We start from the raw sequence: 20,959 nt of genomic DNA, 5'->3' as shown, positions 1-20,959 counted from the left end.
CCGCGGCTTCCACCTTGGGAGGATTTCCAACGCGGGCCGCCAAGGCACCAAGCCGCACCCTCACGCCCCGGCCCGCATCGAAAATCCTTCACCTAAGCAGACATTCACGAAACTCTAGCTGGCTCACTGAGGTATCAGGTGGTTGGGTTCCACATTCGGTCGCGGCGTACCCACAATCAATTGCTTTCAATATCCCATTCGGCTATCTCCGAGACGGCAGCGTTGCGGGGCAAGCGAATGCACGACGCCTGTCATAAAAGTTAGGTATTGCGGGGGTCCGATGAGTAGGCTCGGAGACTTTCTTAAGAAGAACAGCGTGCATGCAAGTGCTGATCTCCCACTGGTCCATACTACCCCGGCGCGATCCCTAAGAGACATTATTTCCACTAAATCACTGTCTCCCACAGATTGCCCGGTCTTTGTCGGGGAACAGTTGCTATACCTTTTCTATGGAAAGCCTTCTTATAAGGTCAGCGGAAATACTCAGAAGAACTGGCTGATGCCGATTTGCTTCTTGATCCAAGCAAACGAACTTAATTCAATTAAGAGGATATTTCCATTCGATAGCGGCGCGTTCAGCGCGGGCAGGCATCCGGCGTACCTAAGTACTTTTGACATTGGTGAATTTGAAGTTTCAGGACTAAACGATCCATCAAAAATTGTGGGGGCTTTCTTCAAAACGATAAAGGACTATTTCAAGCTGGCTCCGAAAGACGAGGGGCAGTTTCGTACCGAGCATTCCTTGACCGTTATGGATCACGAGATCCTTGCCCTCAGAGACCTGGCCGGAGATTCTTCTTTGAACGGAATTGATGATCGCAGATTTTGCGTTGAAATTCAGACAGAAGCCAAGATTGATCTAACGCCAAGGAGTGTTCTGGCCGTCATACTTCCTTATGATTACCTCGAAGATTCTTCTGTTGTTGAATTTATCGAGACTGATTTAGAAGCGGTTCCCTTGCCCTACGATTGCTTCAGCCTTACCTCTGCGGAGCATACAGCGATCATATACTCAAAGGTATTGGAGTTCCTACGACGCGAAGGAGGTTTGAATGGAGTTTGATCTTTTTGGCTATGCGGCGGCGGCAATGGGGCACCCGCATTTCCGCATCCCCGTTTTTAGTCACACGGATGACGGTAGCCTCTACGTGCAGAATATTGGCGAAGGTGGGGTGATCGAGGAATTTCGTCCCATTGCCCATGAAGAGGTGAAAAAGCTTCGCATCGAAAATATGGACGGGCATGAAGGAAGCTTAGAAGTTGGCTCTCATGGCCATTATGCCTTTTTTCTCCATCCATCCGAAGGAATTTTCAGCGACCGACCTGCGGTCGAAGATTATATTGAAGCCAATATGGATTTTATCTCAAGATCTGCCACTGCAAACCTTCAGGCTTTACGCTTTATAGGATGCTCAATTTCAGAGGAGCAGGCGGCAATCGATAGGATTTCTCTCATTTTCAAAAATGCAGAGGTTCGCGACCGTTTCGTGGCGATTGAGAAGGCGTTAATCCGCGCCGGCGAAGAAGATGAAAAGATAGACAAGTTAATTGATCGCCTCCATGCCAGTCCGAACTTCGCCAGCACCCATGATATCATATCTGCGCTGAACAGGTATAAAACAGAATTTCAACCCCGGCATTTCAAAATGGCCATGCGGGCTTTCTTGAATAATACCCAAGTTTACTGGATTTCTGGAGATGATGACGTTCAAGGTTTTGCCAGATTTCTTATTGATACGGGAAACCTTCGGTTGAGCGAGCAGTCCGAGTCGAAATTGAAAGGTTGAACCTCTATCGAAACGGATTTGGATTGCTGCCGTTACGGATGGTGTTGAGAAGCCCCTTTCTTTCTCAGCATGTCTTTTTTCTTACCTTGGGTGGCACCTGTCGCCATGCATCGACCATCTTCGCATACGCGTCCTCAGCACGTTTCACATAGTCCATCTCGCGGTGCCGGATTTCCTTGATCCAGTAATCGCGCCCGGGACCCGCTTTGCCATACTCGCGTGGAGCACCGGCCTTCAAAGCCACTTTGCGCAATTTCATGGCCTGGAACGCGGGGCGCGCGAAGGCGTACACTTGGCCTTTGGCCAGAATGTGCCAGATCAACACGGTCAGTTTACGTGCGGTGGCAACGATGGCGGCTGCGGCGCCACGCTTGGCACTGATGCGTGCGAAGAAGGCGCGCAGGGGACCCGGCGCGCTCTGCGCGGACCACGCCGCCTCGACCAGCATTTTCCTCACAGACCCGTTGCCTTGCTTAGAAATCCGCCCGTGACGGGCCGGACCTTCGCCGGACTGGCGAACTTTCGGCGTGAGGCCGAAGTAGCTCGCGAGCTTCTGCGGGGACTCGAACCGCGATATGTCACCGATCGCACTGAGCACCATGGTCGCGACGACCGGGCCGACGCCGGGAACGGTCATCATTCGCACCGCGCGTTCGTCGGCCAAAGCAAGGCAAGCCAGTTCCCGGTCAAGGGCGGCGAGTTGCTCAGTGGTGTGCTGCAGTTCGTTGACGAGGCGGTCGAGGATCAACCGCTCGTGCTCGGGCAGCGATGCCGCCGCCAGCCAGCGCCGACCGGCCGGTCCGAAAAGCGCACCCTTGTATTTCGGGATCAGGTTGGCGTGCAGGACCGCATGGATGCGCGATTTCAGGCGGACCGTCTCATCGAGGAGCCCCATCCGCTCGGCGGCCTGTCGGCGTCGGCGAACAGTATCTTCGTCGGCGGCCCAGACTTCGGGCAGGAAGCCCGACGCCTGGAGGCGCGCCAACGTGATGGCGTCGATCTTGTCAGTCTTGACGCGAGCGTAGGCAATCGCCCGCACCATCCGCGGATTAGCGATGACGACCCTGCTGACGAACGGCCGGAGCAGCCGCTCGATGGCCGCCGTATTGCCGGTCGCCTCCAGCACCACCTCGTCGTCGAGCCTAAGCCTTCGCCCGAACGCGACGACCTTGTCCTGCACAAGATCAAGGCGTTGTTCATCGATCACCTTGCCGTCTTCCAGGATGGCAATCTGGGCGAACGCTCGATGGACGTCCATTCCAATGACACGCATGCTCCCTCTCCTCTGGTTTCCGGGAGCTGGCGGGTCTACACGACATCTACGGATCCGCGCTCGCAGCGCAACCGGGCAGGTCGTAGGGGTGGCCAAGTAACAACTCGAGCTCGCAGCTCATGGTCAGGACGGCCTGCCGCCGTTTCATGCTCCCGACGCCCCGGCCCAGTATCCGAATGCTACCCCCTGACAGGGCAGGCTCCAACAAGAACGGGAGCGTCGGCGAACATCATGCCCTATAACAACGCCGCCGAGCGGTCGCTGCGCGGTGTGGCTCTGGGCAGAAAATCCTGGCTCTTCGCAGGCTCAGAGCGAGGCGGCCACCGCGCCGCCGCCATGTACACGCTGATCGGCACGGCCAAGCTGAACGGCATCGCCCCCCAGGCTTGGCTTGCCGATGCCATCGCGCGCATCTCCGACCTGCCGGTCTCGCGGCTGCCCGAACTGCTTCCCTGGAACTGGACCCGGCCGGAGAGCCGCTCCGTCGCGGCCGCCTGATGGCCCGCGTCACGCAGGTCCTGTCCATAGGCGAGGTCGCCAGGCGGATCGGCGAGAACCTCGAGCTCATCGAGGTCATCAGCGCCAATTCCGACAACATCGATTACGGCGAGATGATCTGGGCCGACGACGGCACCGAGTACGGGATCACGACCTTCACGGCCCGCGGCATCGAAAGCCTGCAGGAGTTCCTTGCCGACATCCGCACCTGGGAAGGCGGAATCCGCGAGTTCCTGCTCGACGCCCGGTGCGAGCCCGACGTCATCGAACGCATAATGGCCGATGAGGAAAAGCGCTGAATCAAGACGGCCTTCGGCGTAGCCTTACACCGCATCCGCCACTATGGCTTCCTCGCCAGCGGCGTCCGGAAGGCCAGTGTCTCCAGGATCAGGGTGCTGATCGGGGAAGTCCGGGCGCACCCGGCGGACACGCCGCCGCCGGAGGAAGCGCCGCGCCCCTTCGCGCTGCGCGAGCCGTGCCCGTGCTGCGGCGGCCCGATGCGGATCATCGAGATCTTCCGGCGTGGGCAGGTGCCGCGATCGCGTGCGCCGCCGCGGGAGCAGGCCGCATGACGAGATGCCCGTTCTCATCGCGAAGATTGTCCCGGCGCGCGCTTTCCGGCCGGATAGCTCCGTTCGTGCCCGTAGGTCAGCTTGGCTTCCCGGAGGTGGATCGCCGACGTTCCTGCCGCCTGGACTGCACGACCCCGCTAGGCTCCGGTTCACCGCGCGGCCCTCATGCCTGTCCAGACAGACGTGATGTGATCATCGTCGGCACTGGCCGCAGCCCACTTTCCCCATAGACAGCGCAAGGCCACCGCGGCTTCCACCTTGGGAGGATTTCCAACGCGGGCCGCCCAGGCACCAAGCCGCACCCTCACGCCCCGGCCCGCATCGAAAATCCTTCACCAATCACGACATTTGCGGAAATTGCAGCGAAGGCAATGCTGCATGTGCGACGGTTTCCCGAGAACAGACCTTCAAGACTGCTCAGTCTTGCTCTGCGGAAGCCGCGCCCTGCTTCAAGGTCAGCGAAGCGCAGACAGCTCCATTTGCAAAGTCTTGGTTTCGGCCTGTTGGGCGGCGGTCCCATCATCAAAGCCTATCCAGAGCGTTAATCAGGGATCACATCTCGGGCAACGGGGGAAGCGCAATTTGGCCAAGGTTTGCCCCTTGCAGCGCGGTGTTGACTGCGCCCCAGATCAGGTTCGCGACGGCGTTCCAGGCCCTTTCCAGCGTCACAATCGTCATTGCAGCAACCGCGCGTGCGAAGTTCCGAGTGTGTTTTTCCAATTGCCCCATGAAGAAGACGAAATTTTCGTCGTCATCGCGCAATGAACCGGTAATTCGGGAGGTGGCGATCATTTCGGCCTGTTTGGCCAGCATTTTGATCTGCTTCTTGGCAAAGGTTGAAATTTTCGACCAGTCACTGCCGACAATGTTAGTGACTGCGTTGATGATGTCGGTCGTCAGCTCAGCGATATTGACGCTCATCGTATTCTCCTAACTTTATCTGTTGAACGATTGTTCGACGTTGAGAGCCTGAGTGATTGCGATCTCGTAATCGTTCTTGAAAAGCGCCACCTTATCCGCAGGCAAGCCCCGGCTTCTGTGCGTATTCCGCATCTGCCGAAGCGTGGAGAGTAGGGTTTCAAGGATGCCGGGTGTCGGGTTCACGCAGCCGTCGTCCATACCGCAAAACTCGGGAAAGAGCTGGATGTTTTCGATTGCTTTCCGTGACAGGGGGGGCGTTTCCCGCGCGTCGGCCCGGATCCGCAATGCATCGAACTGGCCGATGGCCGCATCATATTGGCCCTGAAACCGCGAGAATTCGTCTGCGCTGGCCCCTTGGCTGAGCGCGCTGAACAGGATCAGCGTGGTTTGGTTTGTGCTGTCCAGACCTGACGCCAGTTCAGCGTCATAAGGTGGGGCCAGTGTGACGGTGCAGGCGGCCAGAACGATGACCACCGACAACCAGATCGATCTTATTTTGGCAAGGTGTTGTCGCATTCCACTCTCCCTTGTTGCGATCAGGGTTTGCACCCGAATTTCTTCACACGCCGGCTGTCCTGTTTTTCATCAGCATGAATAGCTTTTTGCCGGGCTTCAGTTTTCCATCGGGCCCGAGGTCGAATTCCTTGGACGATACCGAGTTGGACACGTTGCCCCCCAGCGTGACCGCCACACCATGATGAATTCCCACAACCACGTCAGTGTGGCTGGAAAAGTCTGCGTGCGTCCGGGCAAAGTCGAAATCGATCCCGGCATCGGTGCGGTCGATACAAACCAGATCGCCGATCTCGACCGGGGCTTCGGACAGGCGGAACCCCCAAAACGGGGCGGCCGCGTTGGCATCGCGCTTCATGATCGAGTCGTGGATATAGATGGAATGCTGCGCCGACCGCCGGAACCCGTCGTAGGCCGGACCCGCGCGGTGCACGAAAAAGGACATCGCCGCGGCGGACCAGAATATCGACGTATTCTTGCCGGTGATCTTCGAGTTGGGATCAAGGTCGCGCCACATCTCGCCGACGAAATCCCAATATGGAAAGACGGTTTCCTTCCCTGCGCCGAAGTTGAACCGCTTCCATTCGGTCACAGTGGAATCAACCAGAGCTTCGATGGGGTCGCCCGCCAGAGGACGCAGATAGCTTTGCGCGACAAAGCCGGTTTGTTCTGCGCTGCCGACAAAGGTGCGTACGTGCGCCCAAGCGCGGCCTTTGGCGTCGATCTGGTCCTTGGCAAGAATTTCCACCCGATGGCCAAGCGGCAGCGTGATGATGAACGTCCCATTGTTGACCTGCATCGCTGAGCGCAAATTCAGACCTTTGGCCGCGATACGCATCACCGCAAGCGTTTCCGCACCAAGAGGTGCGACGCGATTTTCGGTTTCCGGCGGCAGGTCCGGGCTGTCGCTGAAGGGCGTGTTGGTCGCCAGTGCCTCCATTTCTTCTTGCGTGCCGTCAAACCGGTTCAGATCAAGCCGCCTGTCAAATCCTGGCAGCTTGCCCTTGTCGGTGAACTGCCAGAAAGTATGCCCGGACCAGGCCTGGGGCAAATTTGGCGACGGTTTGGTTGTGTAGTGCGCGATCCAAAGCGGGCGTACACCGAACCCCGCAGGCGCGCCAAGATCGTGGTCGAAAAAGCTGGCCCGGGTGTAAATCCCCGCCATACGGCCCAGTTCTTTTTCGACGATCCTGAGCCAGGTATTGGTCATTTCCACGAATGTGCGGCGGTCATGCGCAGTGTTGATCGGATCGTCAAAACTGTTATCTTCCAGATCGAGCATTGGCAGCAGCATCGGCTGCGCGTGCGGGGCCAAGGGCTCAAGCGCCTCCAGAAAGGCTTCGGCCTGTGCTTCAGCGGGTTGCGAAGACTTGTAGCGCAGGAAATGATAAGCCCCCGTCAGAATCCCGGACTGACGTGCGTATTCAACATGGTCCAGAAATGTTTCGTCTTCCTTGACGCCGTATGTAGCTCGTATAAAAGCAAAGCGCACATTCGATTGAAACAGTTTTTCCCAGTCTATTTTTGCCGGGTTCTGGTGGTGCGAAACATCGACTCCTAGTAGCATGACGTTCTCCAATTCACCCCATAATTGTCTGAAAATTTGGCTGCTCGAGAAACCTGAAAATCCCCATTAGGGGATTATTTGTATCATGATTCGCCTAAAACTTGCTATGGGGAGATGGTTTTTCAAAGCGAGCCCTCTCCATTGGCCTCGCTGAATCCATCCAATGTCGCGCATGATTGGATTGAACCGCCGCCGGTTTGTGGCGTCCAATGACCGCGTTGGCGATTTGCGCGCAACCTCTCTGCTCTGCGGCGAATTCTCCCTTCCCGCCCTCCTTGACCAATGCTGCGGGGCGCACGAACGGCAGAAGAGGGGCTCTCTACGGCCTTGCGGCGGCGCGGCAGCCTGGCCATCGTGCCGATGGTTCATCGACTGAAACCATGCCAGGCCGAAGGGCGGAAGCAGCCGATCGCGCCTGACAGCTCGAGCGCCCCCTGACAGCCCTTTCCGGCCGCTCGCGAGGGCGCCGGGCACGAGAGGCCCGATGCGACCGGCCAAAGGAAGCGGACTTGCGGCGCCGCGGCGGAGACCAGTCGGCGATCGGGCGGAAGCGGCCGCTCGCCGGGTTCTTCGTGCGAACGGCGCCGACCTGGCCGGGCCACCGAAGTCCGGCCGCTCATCCGTGCCGCCCCTACTCGCAAAGAGCGCAGTTTGCAGCCGGTGGCAGGCAACACCAGCCCGCCCGAAGTTCGCGCCACCGCTCCCCAGACCGGTCATTCAGAATTCTGCCCCGCCGCGCTGCGGCTTTCACTGGAACGGCCGCCCCGACCCGGCCCGCAACATTCTTTGGTCACTCTTGGACTCAAGCAGTGGCGCCGGGAGGCGACGCGCTGTGACACGACAGTGCTGAGTTTCCTCGGCATCATCTACATGGCCTCCATCCACATCTGATTACGCTTTTGTCGACATGCTCTAGCCGTCAAACTTGGGCTCGTCGCGAATGAATACCGTTCTACAGACCGCGTCGAGGAGTGACTATTTCGTTCAGCGGCGTATTATTGGCTAAGCGACAACGCTGCCTGCAGGTTCATTCTGGCTCCGTGGTTGATGGCAGTTGGATATTTGGAAAGGAATGCCATAAGGTCATCAGGACAATTTGGAAAACCACCAGCATCTCTTAAATCAACCACGTCTTGCCACTGGCTGTCGCTAAATCCGTTTGGATTGCATGTGCCGATCCAGTGACGTGGAATCTCTTTAAGAATCTCTTTTTGGGTTTCGGTTGAAGGAAGGATAGTCTTAGTTGCTTCGATAAGATTCTTAAGTGGCATGTCCCAACCTAAGGGGAGGCCCACAGCCTCAACGTCGAGAAGATGTGTTGACATTGGTCCTGATTGAGAAAATTCGACAAGTTGAGATTTCAAGCAGTCTCCACAAAGAACACGCTCAGTTAATACCCGTGCCTCCTCATTCCGACTTGTCCGCGCAGCGGCCAAAGCGAGAAGTGGGTCTAGAACGAAGTTTTGAAGCGTCTCAGATCTTTGCTTTCCCAGAGGTTTTCCTGCATTGGCAAACTGCACACCATCTGCAGAGCCCAAAGTTATATAGTAGATCTCACCCAAAACTGCACAGTCACTCCATGCCTTTTCATTTCCGAGCGCAAACGAAACTTTTGGTGGCGACGCTGATCGCACTGAGAATTTGACTTCTTTGCAATCTCGATATTCATTCAAAAGCTCGATGTGCCCGTCTGAAAAGGTGCCGAGTTCTCCACTAAGGTCTTCCCAGAATTTTGTCAGGTTCGGAATTTCAAAATTCACCAATGAGTGGTGACCGGCGCCATCATGAATCTTCAACAAATAGGTTAAACCTGAGCCGTCCGCGTAGCCACCATCCACAAGAGAATAGCGCCGATTCTCTTGGAAATCAATCAAACCATCTTTCGTTTCCATTTCGGCCGTGAAGGGAAGCGACAATTCGATTGCTGGCGTCACATAAGGGAACGCAGCCGAAGCCATCACAGCGTCGATCAATGAGATATCCTTTTCCACGTTCCATTTCATGATATCCACAAGTCCCGTACCGGGATTTATTATAACCGGCTGATCCACTGAAATGCCGAACTCCGTTAAATCAAGAGGCGAGAACGCAAACTGTTGACCTGTTGCTACGTGTGTAGCAAGTGGAATTTGAGCCGGACCGTGGATCGGTAAGCTACTGTCACCCTTCACGCCGTTCCAGAAGGCGGAAAACACCTTGAAGGAACTGGAATCAACGCCGGACAAGCGCTCGGTCTGCCCTAGAAGCATCTCCCTAAAAATATCGACTCTACTATGCTCAGACAACATTCCAAACAATAATCTGTTAGGGAAATCCCTGAAGGCAAGAGTATATGCCAAAGGTGAAAGAAGATCTTCGGACATAATCGTCAGTTCATCGGTGATATCTGCAGGGGTGAACTCCAGAGGGTTACATCCGACTTTTGCGTCCTTCGGGTTGGCAAAGCTTTTGTTTTTGAAATTCGCCAAGTAATTTCCCACAGCGCCACCGGAAACACCGATTGCCGCAAAAAGATGCTGGGTATAAGTAGGGCAGATTTCTTGCGCCTTACGATGGAAAGCGTAGGCGTGTAGAGCGGCATATCCGCCCCCCCCCTCTGAGGCGACAACAAGGATGGGATATGGCCTACCAGCATCCTTATACTTTCTAAGATCGTTTCTTGTTAGAAGCCACTTTGGTAACGGATTCGATAATTGATTGGCTGGCGGATGGTAGTCGGCAATACTCATCTCATGCGGATTGTTCCAAAATGCGAGTATCGAAAATGCTACGGCAAATGCAGTTATCCCTCTTGCGCCACTAGTCAGCAGGAACGATACAGCAGATATTATAAGGCCAAGAAACACAATCAGGACCGCATTTACCCCCAGAAACCTTCCCGCCTCGATTGGGTTCAAAAGTGAGAAGGCCACTAATCCGATCCAAAGAGTCAACATGATTAGTAGCAGGATCAGCTTTGGGGTCGACTTCGATAATAGAAATTCAAAGGAGGTTCCGCGATTAGTGGTTGTGTGCCGATACCAAGCGGCCACTACAACAAAAAAGGCTGCCCATCCAATAAGTGGCCAGCCGTCTTGAAGTTTCAAAGCTAAACAAAGATAAAGTATGGCAGGAATAAGAATAGCAATCCGATCGGCAATTCTCCACCCAGTTTTCTTTGAGAGAACAATCCTCCAACGCAGCGAACTGGCGCATTTTGAGATCAGCACAGAGAATGCTAGTGCCAGCGCAGGGAGAAAAAATCCTGAATATAGACTAGATCGCTCATTAAGAGCGGTGATCAATTGCTCACTTTGGGGAGCAAACATAAGATACAATGGGAGAAGTGAAAATGAAGCTATCGGAAGATTTGAGGTAAAGAAAATGCAAAAGCTTCTCATTGCTAATCCTTAAATTAAATGCGCTTGAGTTCAGCGCGTAGAGATGTCGTTGGGCCTAGTATGAATTCGGTATTCTTTCGAGCTGCAAACCAATTGAAGTACCCGTCTCGAATAACCTAGGGAGAGCATATTTGATCTTGACCGGACCCATTCTGGCGAACATGTCCCCTTGATTCGAGAGGTCCGTCCATGTCGTATGTTCTCGCTCAAATTCAAACGTCTTGGCATTAGAACAAGATACAGTCGGCCTTGGATGACCGGCGGAAGCGCTCTGTCTCCGGCCGCGAACGAGGTGACTTCGGTCGCCCTGCGGAAGCGCACGGACTAGTCCGAAGAGGGCAGCGAGGGATGCTGTTAGAAGGAACATGTGCGCGTAGTTCCCCATGGCGAAGATCGCCTCAAGTTGGTCGATATCCCTAGTGCAAACGACCACGATGATGCCGATGAAGGCTGCACGGGGGAGGCTTGCTGCCAGCCATGCCGAAAGTCGCGGCCACAGCCCTTCATCACATGGTCCGTCATGTCTGTCCGCGTCTGTCATATCCGTGTTCCTCGCCGGTCAGGCCTTGTCGATCTTTCTCATCCAGGGAATGTCGTGCTCAGAGACCAGGCCCTTGGCACGATAAAAGGCTTCGAGCCGCCTACGCGTTCGCGCGCCTTTCTCCAGCCCGTAGAAGCGCGCCGCGTTGCGTCCCATGATGTTCTTGCGCATATGCCCGGGCAGCACGCGCTCGATCAGCTGACGGTACTGCGGTCCTGTCTTGGAGACGCCCGGCATGTGCCAGTCCGACCCGTACATCGTGACTTTTCCGAGATAGTCATTTTCCTCCAGAAACTTGCGGAAGGCCTTCGCGTAGGTTGGGTCGGGCGTGTAGCCGAGGTTGAACAGCCCGTCCGTATTTGGCTTTGCCTTGCTGTCGAATTCAACGGCGCTCGAATAGGCCAGCTCGACCATGTGGGAGAGGTCGAGATACATGTCGCCGCGATCCCGGTGCGCGCTGATATGCGCCATCGCCGCGCCGAGCCAGGCTGACCGCCGCAGCACCTCGCGGGTAGCAGGGTCTTCATATTCCACGGCGGCCTTGCGCTTGTAGGCGCCATCATTGTTCTTCACGTGGTCATGAAAGCGCGAGGCGAAATGGGCGAGGCAGACACGGAAATTCGCAAATTCAGGGCTTTCTAATGCTTGCGTCCAGTGCTTTGAGGAATTCGCCCAGTTCAGCGGATTCCCCTTTTGCCCATCGCTCGCATCGGGGTCACGACGGGTGCATGCAATATTGACACCGAGGGAATCCGAGCCATGGGTCAGCACCGGCACGTCAAGTTCGGCGCAGACCTCGTAGAGCGTGCGCATGCCAAGATCGTAGATCTCCTTTTCATTCGGGCTCAGTTCCGACTGCCCGGCATAGCGGATCAGGACCGGCTGGTTCGGGCAGGCCGAACGATCATTCTGGAACGGGTCGAACCCGGCCGTCGGATGCACCTTGACGCCGATGAAGCCCTTGTTCACGACGCCATCATAGATCGCGCGGATGCAGCGCACCTCCTTTCGGCGTGGCACGATGTTCGTCCCTGTCCCGAACTTTTCTCGGCATTCCTCATAGAACCGCCGCGGATGGAACGGCATCAGCGGCAGGAAGCGCCCGCGTGTCGCGAGGTTCAGGTTCATGTAGTAGTCGGACAACTCGCGGACCGGGTCGACGCTGGGCTTGCAGACCGGCTCCGGCACGCCCGCATAGCACCACAGGTTAGCCTCTGCGAAATCCACATGCGACGGCATGAAGATGTCGACTTCGGGCCAGAACGCCATCATGAGCGCGGCATTGCGGTTCTTGTTGCTGGTGAAGCCCAGCACCCGGCCATTTCCTGTGCCAATATTTGCCGGGTCGGCTGTCGAGCGGAACATCCCGGCTTGCGCCGCCGTCATCCTTCGGCAGAAGTCCGCAGCAGACAGATTCTGCCGCTGGGCTGCAACCAGCATCGCGGTCTCGTCGGCCGTCGACATTACCGCGCCCCCGGCAAAAGAGGAGGCGAGTTCGAGAGCGCCGCCCACGACTCCCTGAACGCCGAGATCCTCGGGCACGAAGTGACGGTTGACGAAAGCCGCGTTGGCCGCGTCCGGGAGGTTCAGCAGATGGCAATGCACATCGATGCGCAGCATGTCATCTGTCCGATGGGTCACCTCTGAGCAACTGCGGGTGACGGCTTCGACGTGTTCCGGATAGCTGTTGCCGCTGCACCCAGCCAACCCGGCCAGCCCGACAAGAAATCTGCGCCTGTCCATGTCCTGCTCCTCTCGAAATTCAATCCGCTCCGTGCGTCGGTTTGCTAGGGACAGCCGACCGACGGCGCCGTCGTCGCAATGAAGGGGTCCACCGCAACCCCGGCAGGGGCGAAGCGCATGTCGACCATTCCCGAGGCCAGCGCACAGAAAGACTTCCAGCTGCGGTCCAGCCGCAGCACGCCCAGCGGTTTAAGCGCACCGCCGGTCTCAGCCGAAATCGAGCCCTTGTTGTTGTCCCAATGGGTCAGGACGACGCGATGCGCACCGCTTCTGCCCACTGTCTGCTGCCAGACCCGGATGCGCTCGGTCGGCTCCTTCCAGCCGGCAAACCCGATCCCGAGGAATACCACCTCCGCCCTGAGCCGCTCCGCCGGAGCCTCCGGCACGCCGAATGTCGGCACGACCAGCAGGGATCCGGCGGGGTGGGCAACATGGACGGACAGGCTGTTCCCCTCCTTCATCGCGAAGAGCCGTGTGGGAAAGCTGAAACCCACATCTGGCACGCCACGCAGAAGCCGCACGCCGGGATAGTCCACATGGAGTGTCGGGATCAGCGTAACCGTGAAGGCTCCAGCCCGATGCTCGACCGGCGGACTTCCCTTGGACGCGGAGGCGAGGCCGTGGCTGCGCAGTGCCGCCCAGGCCTCCGCTGGAACGGCATTGCCGAAATATGCCTCGGAGGCACGCGTGATCTCGTCGATCCAGTCGTCCCGGACCAGCCAGGAACCAGTCAGCGCCGCCACTGTCGGCGTGTCGAGCGCGTGATCGTAGTGTCCGTGGGCCGCTACAACAAGGGAAACGCCGCGCCGCTCCTCCTCGGTGCAGGTTCCGCCGCCCGCGGGAACAGCGCAGTGAAAGGCGCGCATCCTGTTGTCGTTCAACCAGGCGCGAATGGTCTTCAGGTCTGGCGCCATCGGCGACAACAGTCCCTTGTCAGGCCGCGTGAGAAAGCCGTCGATGACAATCTGGGTGGCGCCATCGTCGATCAGCAGGCCCGAGACGCCAAGATTGGTGACGGTAACTGCGCCCCGCGACGGCGGCAGGCTGCGAGGGGCAACAGACTCCATGAACTCTGCCGACGAGCATCCGGCAAGCAGTAGCACCAGCCCCGCGACGCATGCAGCGAAGAGGCGGCCCCGGACGCGGGGCTGGGCCAGCTCAGTTCCCATCGGGCCGAATGAACGGAAAGCGTGCGGGCTCCTTCAGGTACTCGATCAGGGCGCGCTTTTCCGGATCGCTGAACGGCTTATCCCAGAAGACGTGGCCCCCATTTCCATTGCCCGGAAGGCTGGTGTCGAATTCGTACGCCCCATCGGATGCGGTGCTCAGAAAGCCCATCTCATCTGCGTCGAGACGCCGATCACCCACGAAGAAGGTCGTTTCGCGATCCCCTGGGGGTGAAAGAAGCTGGTAGATCGTTCGGACCGAACCGTTATGCAGGTAGGGACCAGTGGCCCAGACACCCTCCAGCGGCGCCGCCTTGAGCATGCTGCCGCCACCTGGGGGCATGTAACCGCAAGGCTGCGTATCCTGTTTTTCCTGACAGAAGCCCTGACCGGCCGGGCGCAACCTCAGCAACTCGTCCGCCCGGTCGCCCACAGCCTGGCGCACGGTTGCACCGACTATCTGGCTCAGCAAGAGCGCAGCGGGCTCGACAGGAGGGATGCGCGTGCCTCCAATTTCTACCCCGTCCAGCGGCCCGCTCAGTGCCCACCTCCGGGTAAAGGCCGCGATATAGGCCGGGTCGGTCCCGGCCTCCTCCATCGCATGATGAGAGACCTCGATGAACGTGTCCTCCTTGGCGTTCCTCCCGGCGTCTGTCTTGCGGTAGTTCGGAGCATTGTGGCACCGCTCGCAATTGGCGGCGAAAAGGTCCTTGCCCTTTTGGCCAAGTTCCTCGTCGATCGGCCCCAGCTCCGCCTCGGGCCATGCAGGCACATCGAGCATCTCGAGCCAGCGCTCGTAATCCTGCAGCGCGTCGATATCGGCGCTCGAGGTGAACATATCCTTGCCGGACAGATTGACCGTGCCGAACACGCCGAGAGCCTGGCCGAGGTTGCGTGACAGCGGATCGGCAACGGAAAGATTGTACTGCACATATTCCAGGCCGGGCGTCAGCCAGAGCGGTGGATAGCTCGTCGGAGCCTGTGGCACAGCAAAGTTCGAGGGCATGCCCAGATCCGAAACCACGAGCACGTTCGTGATCTGGGTCAGCGCGTCCACCCGTCCGGGCCCGGACGGGTGCGCCGGCCGGCGAAGCGCCATGTTTCCGGCAAACGCTGATGTCTCGGCGAGAATCCGTCCCATGGCTTTATCAGGATCTGTTTTCAGCTCCGGCGTCTCCAGTGCAATGGTGGCCAGAAAACGTTGGAATCGCTCCCTCGGCACTGGTGCGCTGCCTTCTGAGAAGTCCATCTGCACTGTCGCAGCCACCGCCCGCGCCAGGTCCCCGATAAAACGGTCGAAATCGAATGCAGCTGGCGCGCCATCCACGCGACTCCGCACATCCCCAGCCACCACGTCGGCGGTATGGCAGGCCGCGCAGTTCAGGCTGACATAGTCGGTGCCGTTGACGGAAGTTCGGGCAAAGCCAATCGGCCAGCCATCCGGATTCCACTCATCCTGTTCGGAGGCCAGCAGCCCGTAGGTTTCCAAATTCTCCCGTGTCGCGAAGCGGGCTCCGCCTTCCGGGGTCTCGAGCGCGTTGAACCATGCCGCCGGCAGGATCCGCCCGCCCTGCGAGGTATGGTAGAACGCGCGACGGACCTCGTCTGTCCAGCCTTGAGCGTCAATCTTGACCGGTGCGGGCGCCCCGCAGGACTGGCTCAGGTCCTTCCAGTCTCCATCATTTAGGCAGGCCAGGACATCGGCCGTTTCCCGAGCGGTTCGACGCACAACCGTCGCATGGGCCCGCTCGCCCGTCTGGCCAAACCCCGGGAACCAGCCGAAGGCCCGGATATTCCAATGATCCAGCCTGCCGCCCGGATCGGCTGGCAGGTCCGCTGCTGCGATGCCCTCGGCGGCGGCGATCTCCGCGCCAGCTGCCATGGGATCGGGCCCGGCATCCATCTGGCGCCGGGTCTCGGTGTGACAGCTAACGCAATCGGTATTGAAGAAATGCGACCGCGAAGTATCGGCGATCACCGCCCCGATCTCGGCAGCTCGGTCCGGCATATTGCCCCCCGGCGCAAACAGCTCTGCCGTAGAGACCCCGTCGCCCGGTCCGGGTCTTGGCAGGTCATGCGCCCAGATCGCCTGGTTGAACAGGCAGTCCACAGGCGCGAGATTGCGCGTCAGCGGAGCGGGGAAGACCCGCTTCGACCTGTCTCCCACGAAGCTGAGCATCTGCCGCGTGTTCGCCTGGGGTGGGGGCCCGCCGACCGGCCTGCCCGGCAACGCAGGGGAGGGAACAGCGATGACCGTTTGCGGTCCTGCGACCTGCATCGCCAGGAAGACCCAGGGTTCCGGAGCGCCATCCGGCAGTCCGGCAATGGAAACCGCAGAAAGACGATCCTCGGTCAGATGCGTTTCCAAGAAGGCGGCCAGTTTCTCGACCAAGACGTGACCCTTGCCCGGAGACCCGAATGCGGGATGGACCCCTAGTGGCTGCCCGGTCGTGTCCACGTCCATTGCTGCCAAGCCACGCTTCATCGCCGCCAGATCCGTGAGGACCGCCTCATAGGCGCTGATGTCCGCCTCCGAGGGCACAACCCGGAAACCGCATCCTGGTACGCTCGCGTCCCGCGCACCGAACTGGTAGACAAGATGCAGCGCCTCGTCCGTCACCGGCTGCGGTTTGTCCACGTCCACCGGCTGCACGACCAGCCTCACTTGCAGGTTGCGTCCAAAGGGGGCAAAGGCTGAATGCAGCCCGGGAGCGCCCGGATCGATCCGGATCGAGGCAACATGAAGCCGGTCACGGTTCGAGGCCTCGAGCAGCGCCGTCCTGATCTTCGGCATTCTGGTCGTGCCCTCCTGTCCGTCGGCCTGTTCCGAAATTGTTCTTGCAATCACATCGGCAAGTTCCCGGGAGAGAGACGAGACCGGCAGCAGCAGTTTCGGATCTTCTGCCTCGAACGGAGCCTCCAGAAGTATGGATACGTCATTTGCGGCAAATTCCTCTGCAGCGGCGGGCATGCAGGAAATAGACATCAATGTCGCCAAGGCCGAAAACTTCATGAAAAGCCTCAATTCTTCGAAAGATTGAAAATCTGTTTGGTAGATGAAACTAAACGTGTAGTCCTATGAAACGGAATATCCCTTCACGAGTCAAGAAGGCGAAATTTGTCTGACGCCAGAGTCGAAAGGAGATGAACCAGACGAACAGCGACCGCTCTGCATCGCTGCCCGATTTTTAGACGGCTGGTCGGTGATCCTTTACGTCGCCTTCGGCAGATCATTCATGTCCGCTAGCCATCACGCCAGATCCCGGTCGTGACGCCAGCGCGCACTCTTGAGGAGGCCGATGCTGACTGTCAGCGGCATCAACACCTCGCAGAGATACAAAATTAATTGACGTAAGGGAGTTATGGAGTTCTCATGCCAGTATCTTGTCGGTTTGATATAAGAAACGGGGCCGTGGCTTGAATCTGAAAACGTATTTGAAACCGGTCAACCGGTCATATCTCTTTGCTCTCATAGCCTTTCTTTCGGCTTGTTCTTCTGCGGCAGACGAGGACACTGTAGAGGTTGCAGCCGAACAGTTTGGAACGACTGGCCCCAAATCCCGCTATCACCTTTTGGCGGCTCGTCCCTACATCGCGCCGCTCAACCAGCAAGGCTACATCGTCGCTATCGAGAAGGCGAGGCGTGACAGAATAGGCGTGGGTTTTAAAGGTCATGACACGAAGCGACTGAATTTTCAGGATAAATCTTACCAGTCCCCAAAAGACTATGCCAATCAAAAGGGCACGTTCAACAAGGTTATGGACGACCCCAAAATCATGTTTGTATCGCATATTTTGCGCTATGCGCCGACTGATGGCGATGCAGGCATGCGAACTATTCTGCAATACTCGGCCTACACTGCGGACGAAGGCGGGGATCCGCCCTCCTCGACATACGAAAACGGCTGGGATAGGCTAGCTCGCCTCGAAGGTTCCCTGGAAAAAGACATTGTCGCCGCGAAGCAGTCCGGCCACCCCTTCACCCATCTCGTCTTTATGTCTATGGGATGGAACAATGATCAGGTGGAATCTATGGCCGCCTACAACGAGATCCTGTCGCAATTGAAAGATTCTGCTGACGCGGCCGACAATTTGAAATTCAATCCGCTAGTGGTGGGGCTGACATGGCCTTCGGTCTGGGGTGGCACATCGGCATTCGATCTCGGAAACCGAGCGCTTCATATCGGAAGTTACGGGGTCAAGGCGGACGACTCCGACGAAATTGGGTACAGCTACGCAAATTACCTGATGAACTATGTTTTGCCCCGGCTAGAACGAAAACACCCGGAATTGCGCACTATTGCCATCGGCCATTCCTTGGGGGCGCGTATCGTGACACGGGCACACTATTCACAGCGAATGCTGAATGAGCACGTCGAACATCCTAGTAGGCCAGTCATCATTGGATTGCAGGGAGCATTCAGTTCGCGTCGTTTCATAGCCGGCACCGAACTACCTCCAGTGGTCGACTGGATCTTCGTCGGTGAAGGAGCTCCCTACCAGAAACGCGACGATCCTCCTGTGATGATTGCTTTGACATGGTCCGAAGAAGACCATGCAAATCCGGTGGCCCGTTTTGCTACCGGTGCTGCCCACGTCGGCGGCAAGAACGGCGCCAATGTCTTGGAGAAGAGCCAGGTTACACTTCCGTCGAAGGCCGACGAGCGCGGGCGCATTGCCTTGAATTGCGGCGACTTCAATGTGACTGACAAGCTGCTCTATGTCGATGCCACAGAAATCGTAAGTAACCATGGTGATGTGAAGAACCCGGCCGTCGGAAGCTTGATCTGGCAGATACTCGGCTGCCTTTAGACTGCAATCCGTTAGCGAAAGCTGATCGCGATTGGCAATCTACCGCGATCAGCGCCGACAGAGCACTGCCCACGGCAATCGACCGCTTCCGCCGGATCACCGACCGAGCTCTGCCGCGGCGCCGCAAATCCGCTTTCCCTTTCCGGTCGCTTCGAGCCTCTCGCGCCCGACGCCGCCGCGACCGTCGGCAAAGGGCTGCCAGGGGGCGCTCGAGGCGACAGGCGCGACCGGCAGGTTCCGCTCCTCCGCGCGGCTCGGTGGCGTCCGATGAACCATCGGCGCCAGCGCCAGCTTTCCGCGCCGCCGCAAGGCCGGAGAGAGCCCCACTTTGGGCGTTCGTGCGCCCTGCAGCATTGGTCGAAGAGGGCGGATGTTGTTGAAAAAGTCGGCTGAAATCGCCGATTTTGGGGCTCGTCGTTGCTGAGCCAGGCCGTTGCATTCGGGCGATCGCCCGTTCCTCCGCCTCAAGGCGGTGAGTAGGCCGTTCAGCTCATGCTGCGGCCTCCTGTTTGATGCTTCGCTCAATCCTCCCATCACCTCATAGTTGAGTGAATCGAAAGACTTGCCGCAGCGCAACAAAGACTTTTTCAACAGCATGGGCGGGCAGTGGTCGTTCGCTGCGACCTGGACGAACTGCAGCGGCGCTCAGGAAGCAATCATAGTTTGGCATCACAAGACATCTACTCGTTGATACTTATAGAATCATTGATTCAAATCACAAGTCGTTGAAGCATTGCATTGATTCTGCATTATAACACGGCGGTTGCACATTATGTGGTGGAAAGTTCGTTCCAAACCTTACTTTTGGTACTTAGTACTATTTGGATCTTCCGCCCTTCTCGTTGCGCTCTTTGCGCTAGGGATTGTATCGGACAGCGAAAGCCAATCCTCCATATCAATTTGGCTTAGGAGCTTTTTCTCTGAAGGCCTTCCAAACCTCGCCCTACGCGAAGTCGGCCCTTTGGTCTCGAATGACCTTGCCGCCGGCGGCATGGTCGCATTCCTCTCGAGTATGATATCGATTTCGATTATTTATATCTTTAAGATCCCTGCGATCCGCGAAACATCAATCAGAGTTATAGCCTTTGGCTACTACGAGAACTTTCTAAAGAAGGTTCTCAGCCATGCCTCGGAACAACATGAAGCTTATAGGGTCTGCGTAATCCTTCCCCAGTTCGAGCTAGTTTCACAGCCAAATCTATATTGGAAAGGCATGGTCCGACACCTCAAGAGAATGGGCTTTGAAATAAAGACAGTTACAGCCGATCAAGCATTCTTCCGAAACACATACTTAGTAATGAAAAAGTCACATCCAGAGCTGCCGCTCTTTGTAGACGTGCCAACCACCACCAGAACACTTCAAGAAATTCTTGAACTTGAGGCTGACATGCCCGTTGGAAAATCCAAAAACACAAAGTGGTTCAGGAATCGCTTTAACGAACTACGTGAGGCTTTTGGTGACGCTCTTCGATCCTATTATCCAGAACAATCGCTCAGAAGTTTGGTCATACTATGCCCTAACTCAGAAAGCGACTTCGAGACTTCAATCAGCACAGTAGTAAGCCAGTTAGAAGAGGAAATTTCGAGAACGACTTGAAATTTTGTACATCTTCTATATATGCATCTATCGCTGAGCCGGGTGTACGCTACCAAGATACAAACTCGTTGGGGACAATATGAGCGGATGGATATCACTCGCAAACGGACTGATGCTCCGAGAGGATGAATTCTCTTGGCAGGGCAGTACCGCTGCAGACACGCGCTTTTATCTGAGAAGAGACAAGTACGATCCGAAAAAGATAACTGACTTACTCTTCGGCAGCCTTGAGAATTCCGGGATTTCTAAGATTTTCATTGAATTCATCAAGCAAACAGGCGGCTTGGGCGCCGGGCAAATTACGTTTAAGGCGATAGCTAGGCTGGACGATAGCTTCGATGAAGTGGTGGCGAGATATGATCGGGTAAAGGAGATATTCTCAATTAGCGCTGACGCACTGAACATCGAGATTTCAGATAGTTTTCTAGACAAATCGGGGTGCGAGTATTCCGCAATTTTCATTATCTTAAGTAAATAACTAAAAGTATCGCGCGCGCTAGGCTCAGGACTCGTTCCGACTCACAGCCAGAAGATGACGGTTGCGGCGAGTGCGATCGCCGAGAAGAAGGTCTTCGGGCATCGGTCGTAC

General features: G+C 57.1%; 15 protein-coding genes and 1 pseudogene. 7 read left to right on the top strand and 9 right to left on the bottom strand.

What is annotated here, in order from left to right; all coding sequences use genetic code 11:
• Positions 1-433 precede the first annotated feature (433 nt).
• A complete protein-coding gene (locus tag FGX59_RS32385; RefSeq protein ID WP_171060934.1) occupies positions 434-1,063 on the top strand; it encodes a hypothetical protein in 630 nt (209 codons plus the stop codon).
• Entirely contained in the window at positions 1,053-1,787 is a 735-nt protein-coding gene (locus FGX59_RS32380) for a hypothetical protein (protein ID WP_138472192.1), read from the top strand. Before FGX59_RS32385 ends, FGX59_RS32380 begins: the two co-directional genes overlap by 11 nt.
• A gap of 64 nt (positions 1,788-1,851) precedes the next feature.
• On the opposite strand, the gene FGX59_RS32375 is transcribed toward FGX59_RS32380, so the two are convergent.
• Complete coding sequence (locus FGX59_RS32375) at positions 1,852-3,045, bottom strand: IS110 family transposase (protein ID WP_138472197.1); 1,194 nt, start codon at positions 3,043-3,045, stop codon at positions 1,852-1,854.
• 255 nt (positions 3,046-3,300) lie between these two features.
• On the opposite strand from FGX59_RS32375, the pseudogene FGX59_RS32370 reads away from it, so the two are divergent.
• Both FGX59_RS32370 and FGX59_RS32365 read left to right on the top strand, forming a co-directional pair.
• Positions 3,301-3,558, top strand: a pseudogene (locus FGX59_RS32370) (transposase domain-containing protein); the annotation flags it as partial.
• Positions 3,558-3,857, top strand: coding sequence for a hypothetical protein (locus FGX59_RS32365; RefSeq protein WP_138472190.1), 300 nt, complete (start codon positions 3,558-3,560; stop codon positions 3,855-3,857). The pseudogene FGX59_RS32370 and the gene FGX59_RS32365, both read left to right, overlap by 1 nt.
• Positions 3,858-4,682: 825 nt before the next feature.
• Here the strand turns inward: FGX59_RS32365 and FGX59_RS32360 are convergent.
• The 7 genes from FGX59_RS32360 to FGX59_RS32330 all read right to left on the bottom strand — a co-directional run bounded on the left by FGX59_RS32360 (position 4,683) and on the right by FGX59_RS32330 (position 16,974).
• On the bottom strand, positions 4,683-5,051 hold the full coding sequence (locus FGX59_RS32360; RefSeq protein WP_138472189.1) for a hypothetical protein: 369 nt from the start codon (positions 5,049-5,051) through the stop codon (positions 4,683-4,685).
• 15 nt (positions 5,052-5,066) lie between these two features.
• A complete protein-coding gene (locus FGX59_RS32355) occupies positions 5,067-5,567 on the bottom strand; it encodes a hypothetical protein (protein WP_138472187.1) in 501 nt (166 codons plus the stop codon).
• Positions 5,568-5,610: 43 nt separating this feature from the next.
• Positions 5,611-7,131, bottom strand: a complete 1,521-nt coding sequence (locus FGX59_RS32350) for a DUF2272 domain-containing protein (protein ID WP_138472185.1) — start codon at positions 7,129-7,131, stop codon at positions 5,611-5,613.
• Positions 7,132-8,126: 995 nt separating this feature from the next.
• On the bottom strand, positions 8,127-10,511 hold the full coding sequence (locus FGX59_RS32345) for a patatin-like phospholipase family protein (protein WP_138472183.1): 2,385 nt from the start codon (positions 10,509-10,511) through the stop codon (positions 8,127-8,129).
• A gap of 559 nt (positions 10,512-11,070) precedes the next feature.
• Positions 11,071-12,795 (bottom strand): amidohydrolase family protein, encoded by a 1,725-nt coding sequence (locus FGX59_RS32340; RefSeq protein WP_138472181.1) that lies wholly within the window; start codon positions 12,793-12,795, stop codon positions 11,071-11,073.
• 44 nt (positions 12,796-12,839) lie between these two features.
• Entirely contained in the window at positions 12,840-13,862 is a 1,023-nt protein-coding gene (locus FGX59_RS32335; protein ID WP_138472179.1) for an MBL fold metallo-hydrolase, read from the bottom strand.
• A gap of 91 nt (positions 13,863-13,953) precedes the next feature.
• Positions 13,954-16,974, bottom strand: coding sequence for a di-heme-cytochrome C peroxidase (locus FGX59_RS32330; protein ID WP_138472177.1), 3,021 nt, complete (start codon positions 16,972-16,974; stop codon positions 13,954-13,956).
• A gap of 404 nt (positions 16,975-17,378) precedes the next feature.
• Here FGX59_RS32330 and FGX59_RS32325 point away from each other — a divergent pair, with 404 nt between their 5' ends.
• A complete protein-coding gene (locus FGX59_RS32325) occupies positions 17,379-18,773 on the top strand; it encodes a hypothetical protein (protein WP_138472175.1) in 1,395 nt (464 codons plus the stop codon).
• Between the two features lie 96 nt (positions 18,774-18,869).
• On the opposite strand, the gene FGX59_RS32320 is transcribed toward FGX59_RS32325, so the two are convergent.
• Positions 18,870-19,370: a hypothetical protein gene (locus FGX59_RS32320; protein ID WP_138472173.1), complete on the bottom strand. Its 501-nt coding sequence runs from the start codon at positions 19,368-19,370 to the stop codon at positions 18,870-18,872.
• A 175-nt stretch (positions 19,371-19,545) separates the two neighbouring features.
• On the opposite strand from FGX59_RS32320, the gene FGX59_RS32315 reads away from it, so the two are divergent.
• Both FGX59_RS32315 and FGX59_RS32310 read left to right on the top strand, forming a co-directional pair.
• A complete protein-coding gene (locus FGX59_RS32315) occupies positions 19,546-20,370 on the top strand; it encodes an STING domain-containing protein (protein WP_138472171.1) in 825 nt (274 codons plus the stop codon).
• 79 nt (positions 20,371-20,449) lie between these two features.
• Complete coding sequence (locus FGX59_RS32310; RefSeq protein WP_138472169.1) at positions 20,450-20,848, top strand: hypothetical protein; 399 nt, start codon at positions 20,450-20,452, stop codon at positions 20,846-20,848.
• Positions 20,849-20,959 lie beyond the last annotated feature (111 nt).

The sequence above is a fragment of the Poseidonocella sp. HB161398 genome (assembly GCF_005870025.1).
Taxonomy (GTDB): Bacteria; Pseudomonadota; Alphaproteobacteria; order Rhodobacterales; family Rhodobacteraceae; genus Mangrovicoccus.
The sequence above is the reverse complement of the archived record's forward strand: the minus strand, read 5'-3'. Positions and strand labels throughout refer to the sequence as shown.

Coding starts and splice junctions, on each gene's coding strand:
- FGX59_RS32380 (WP_138472192.1), top strand. CDS start 1,053: ATGGAGTTTGATCTTTTTGGCTATGCGGCGGCGGCAATGGGGCACCCG.
- FGX59_RS32375 (WP_138472197.1), bottom strand. CDS start 3,045: ATGGACGTCCATCGAGCGTTCGCCCAGATTGCCATCCTGGAAGACGGC.
- FGX59_RS32365 (WP_138472190.1), top strand. CDS start 3,558: ATGGCCCGCGTCACGCAGGTCCTGTCCATAGGCGAGGTCGCCAGGCGG.
- FGX59_RS32360 (WP_138472189.1), bottom strand. CDS start 5,051: ATGAGCGTCAATATCGCTGAGCTGACGACCGACATCATCAACGCAGTC.
- FGX59_RS32355 (WP_138472187.1), bottom strand. CDS start 5,567: ATGCGACAACACCTTGCCAAAATAAGATCGATCTGGTTGTCGGTGGTC.
- FGX59_RS32350 (WP_138472185.1), bottom strand. CDS start 7,131: ATGCTACTAGGAGTCGATGTTTCGCACCACCAGAACCCGGCAAAAATA.
- FGX59_RS32345 (WP_138472183.1), bottom strand. CDS start 10,511: ATGAGAAGCTTTTGCATTTTCTTTACCTCAAATCTTCCGATAGCTTCA.
- FGX59_RS32340 (WP_138472181.1), bottom strand. CDS start 12,795: ATGGACAGGCGCAGATTTCTTGTCGGGCTGGCCGGGTTGGCTGGGTGC.
- FGX59_RS32335 (WP_138472179.1), bottom strand. CDS start 13,862: ATGGAGTCTGTTGCCCCTCGCAGCCTGCCGCCGTCGCGGGGCGCAGTT.
- FGX59_RS32330 (WP_138472177.1), bottom strand. CDS start 16,974: ATGAAGTTTTCGGCCTTGGCGACATTGATGTCTATTTCCTGCATGCCC.
- FGX59_RS32320 (WP_138472173.1), bottom strand. CDS start 19,370: ATGCTGTTGAAAAAGTCTTTGTTGCGCTGCGGCAAGTCTTTCGATTCA.
- FGX59_RS32315 (WP_138472171.1), top strand. CDS start 19,546: ATGTGGTGGAAAGTTCGTTCCAAACCTTACTTTTGGTACTTAGTACTA.
- FGX59_RS32310 (WP_138472169.1), top strand. CDS start 20,450: ATGAGCGGATGGATATCACTCGCAAACGGACTGATGCTCCGAGAGGAT.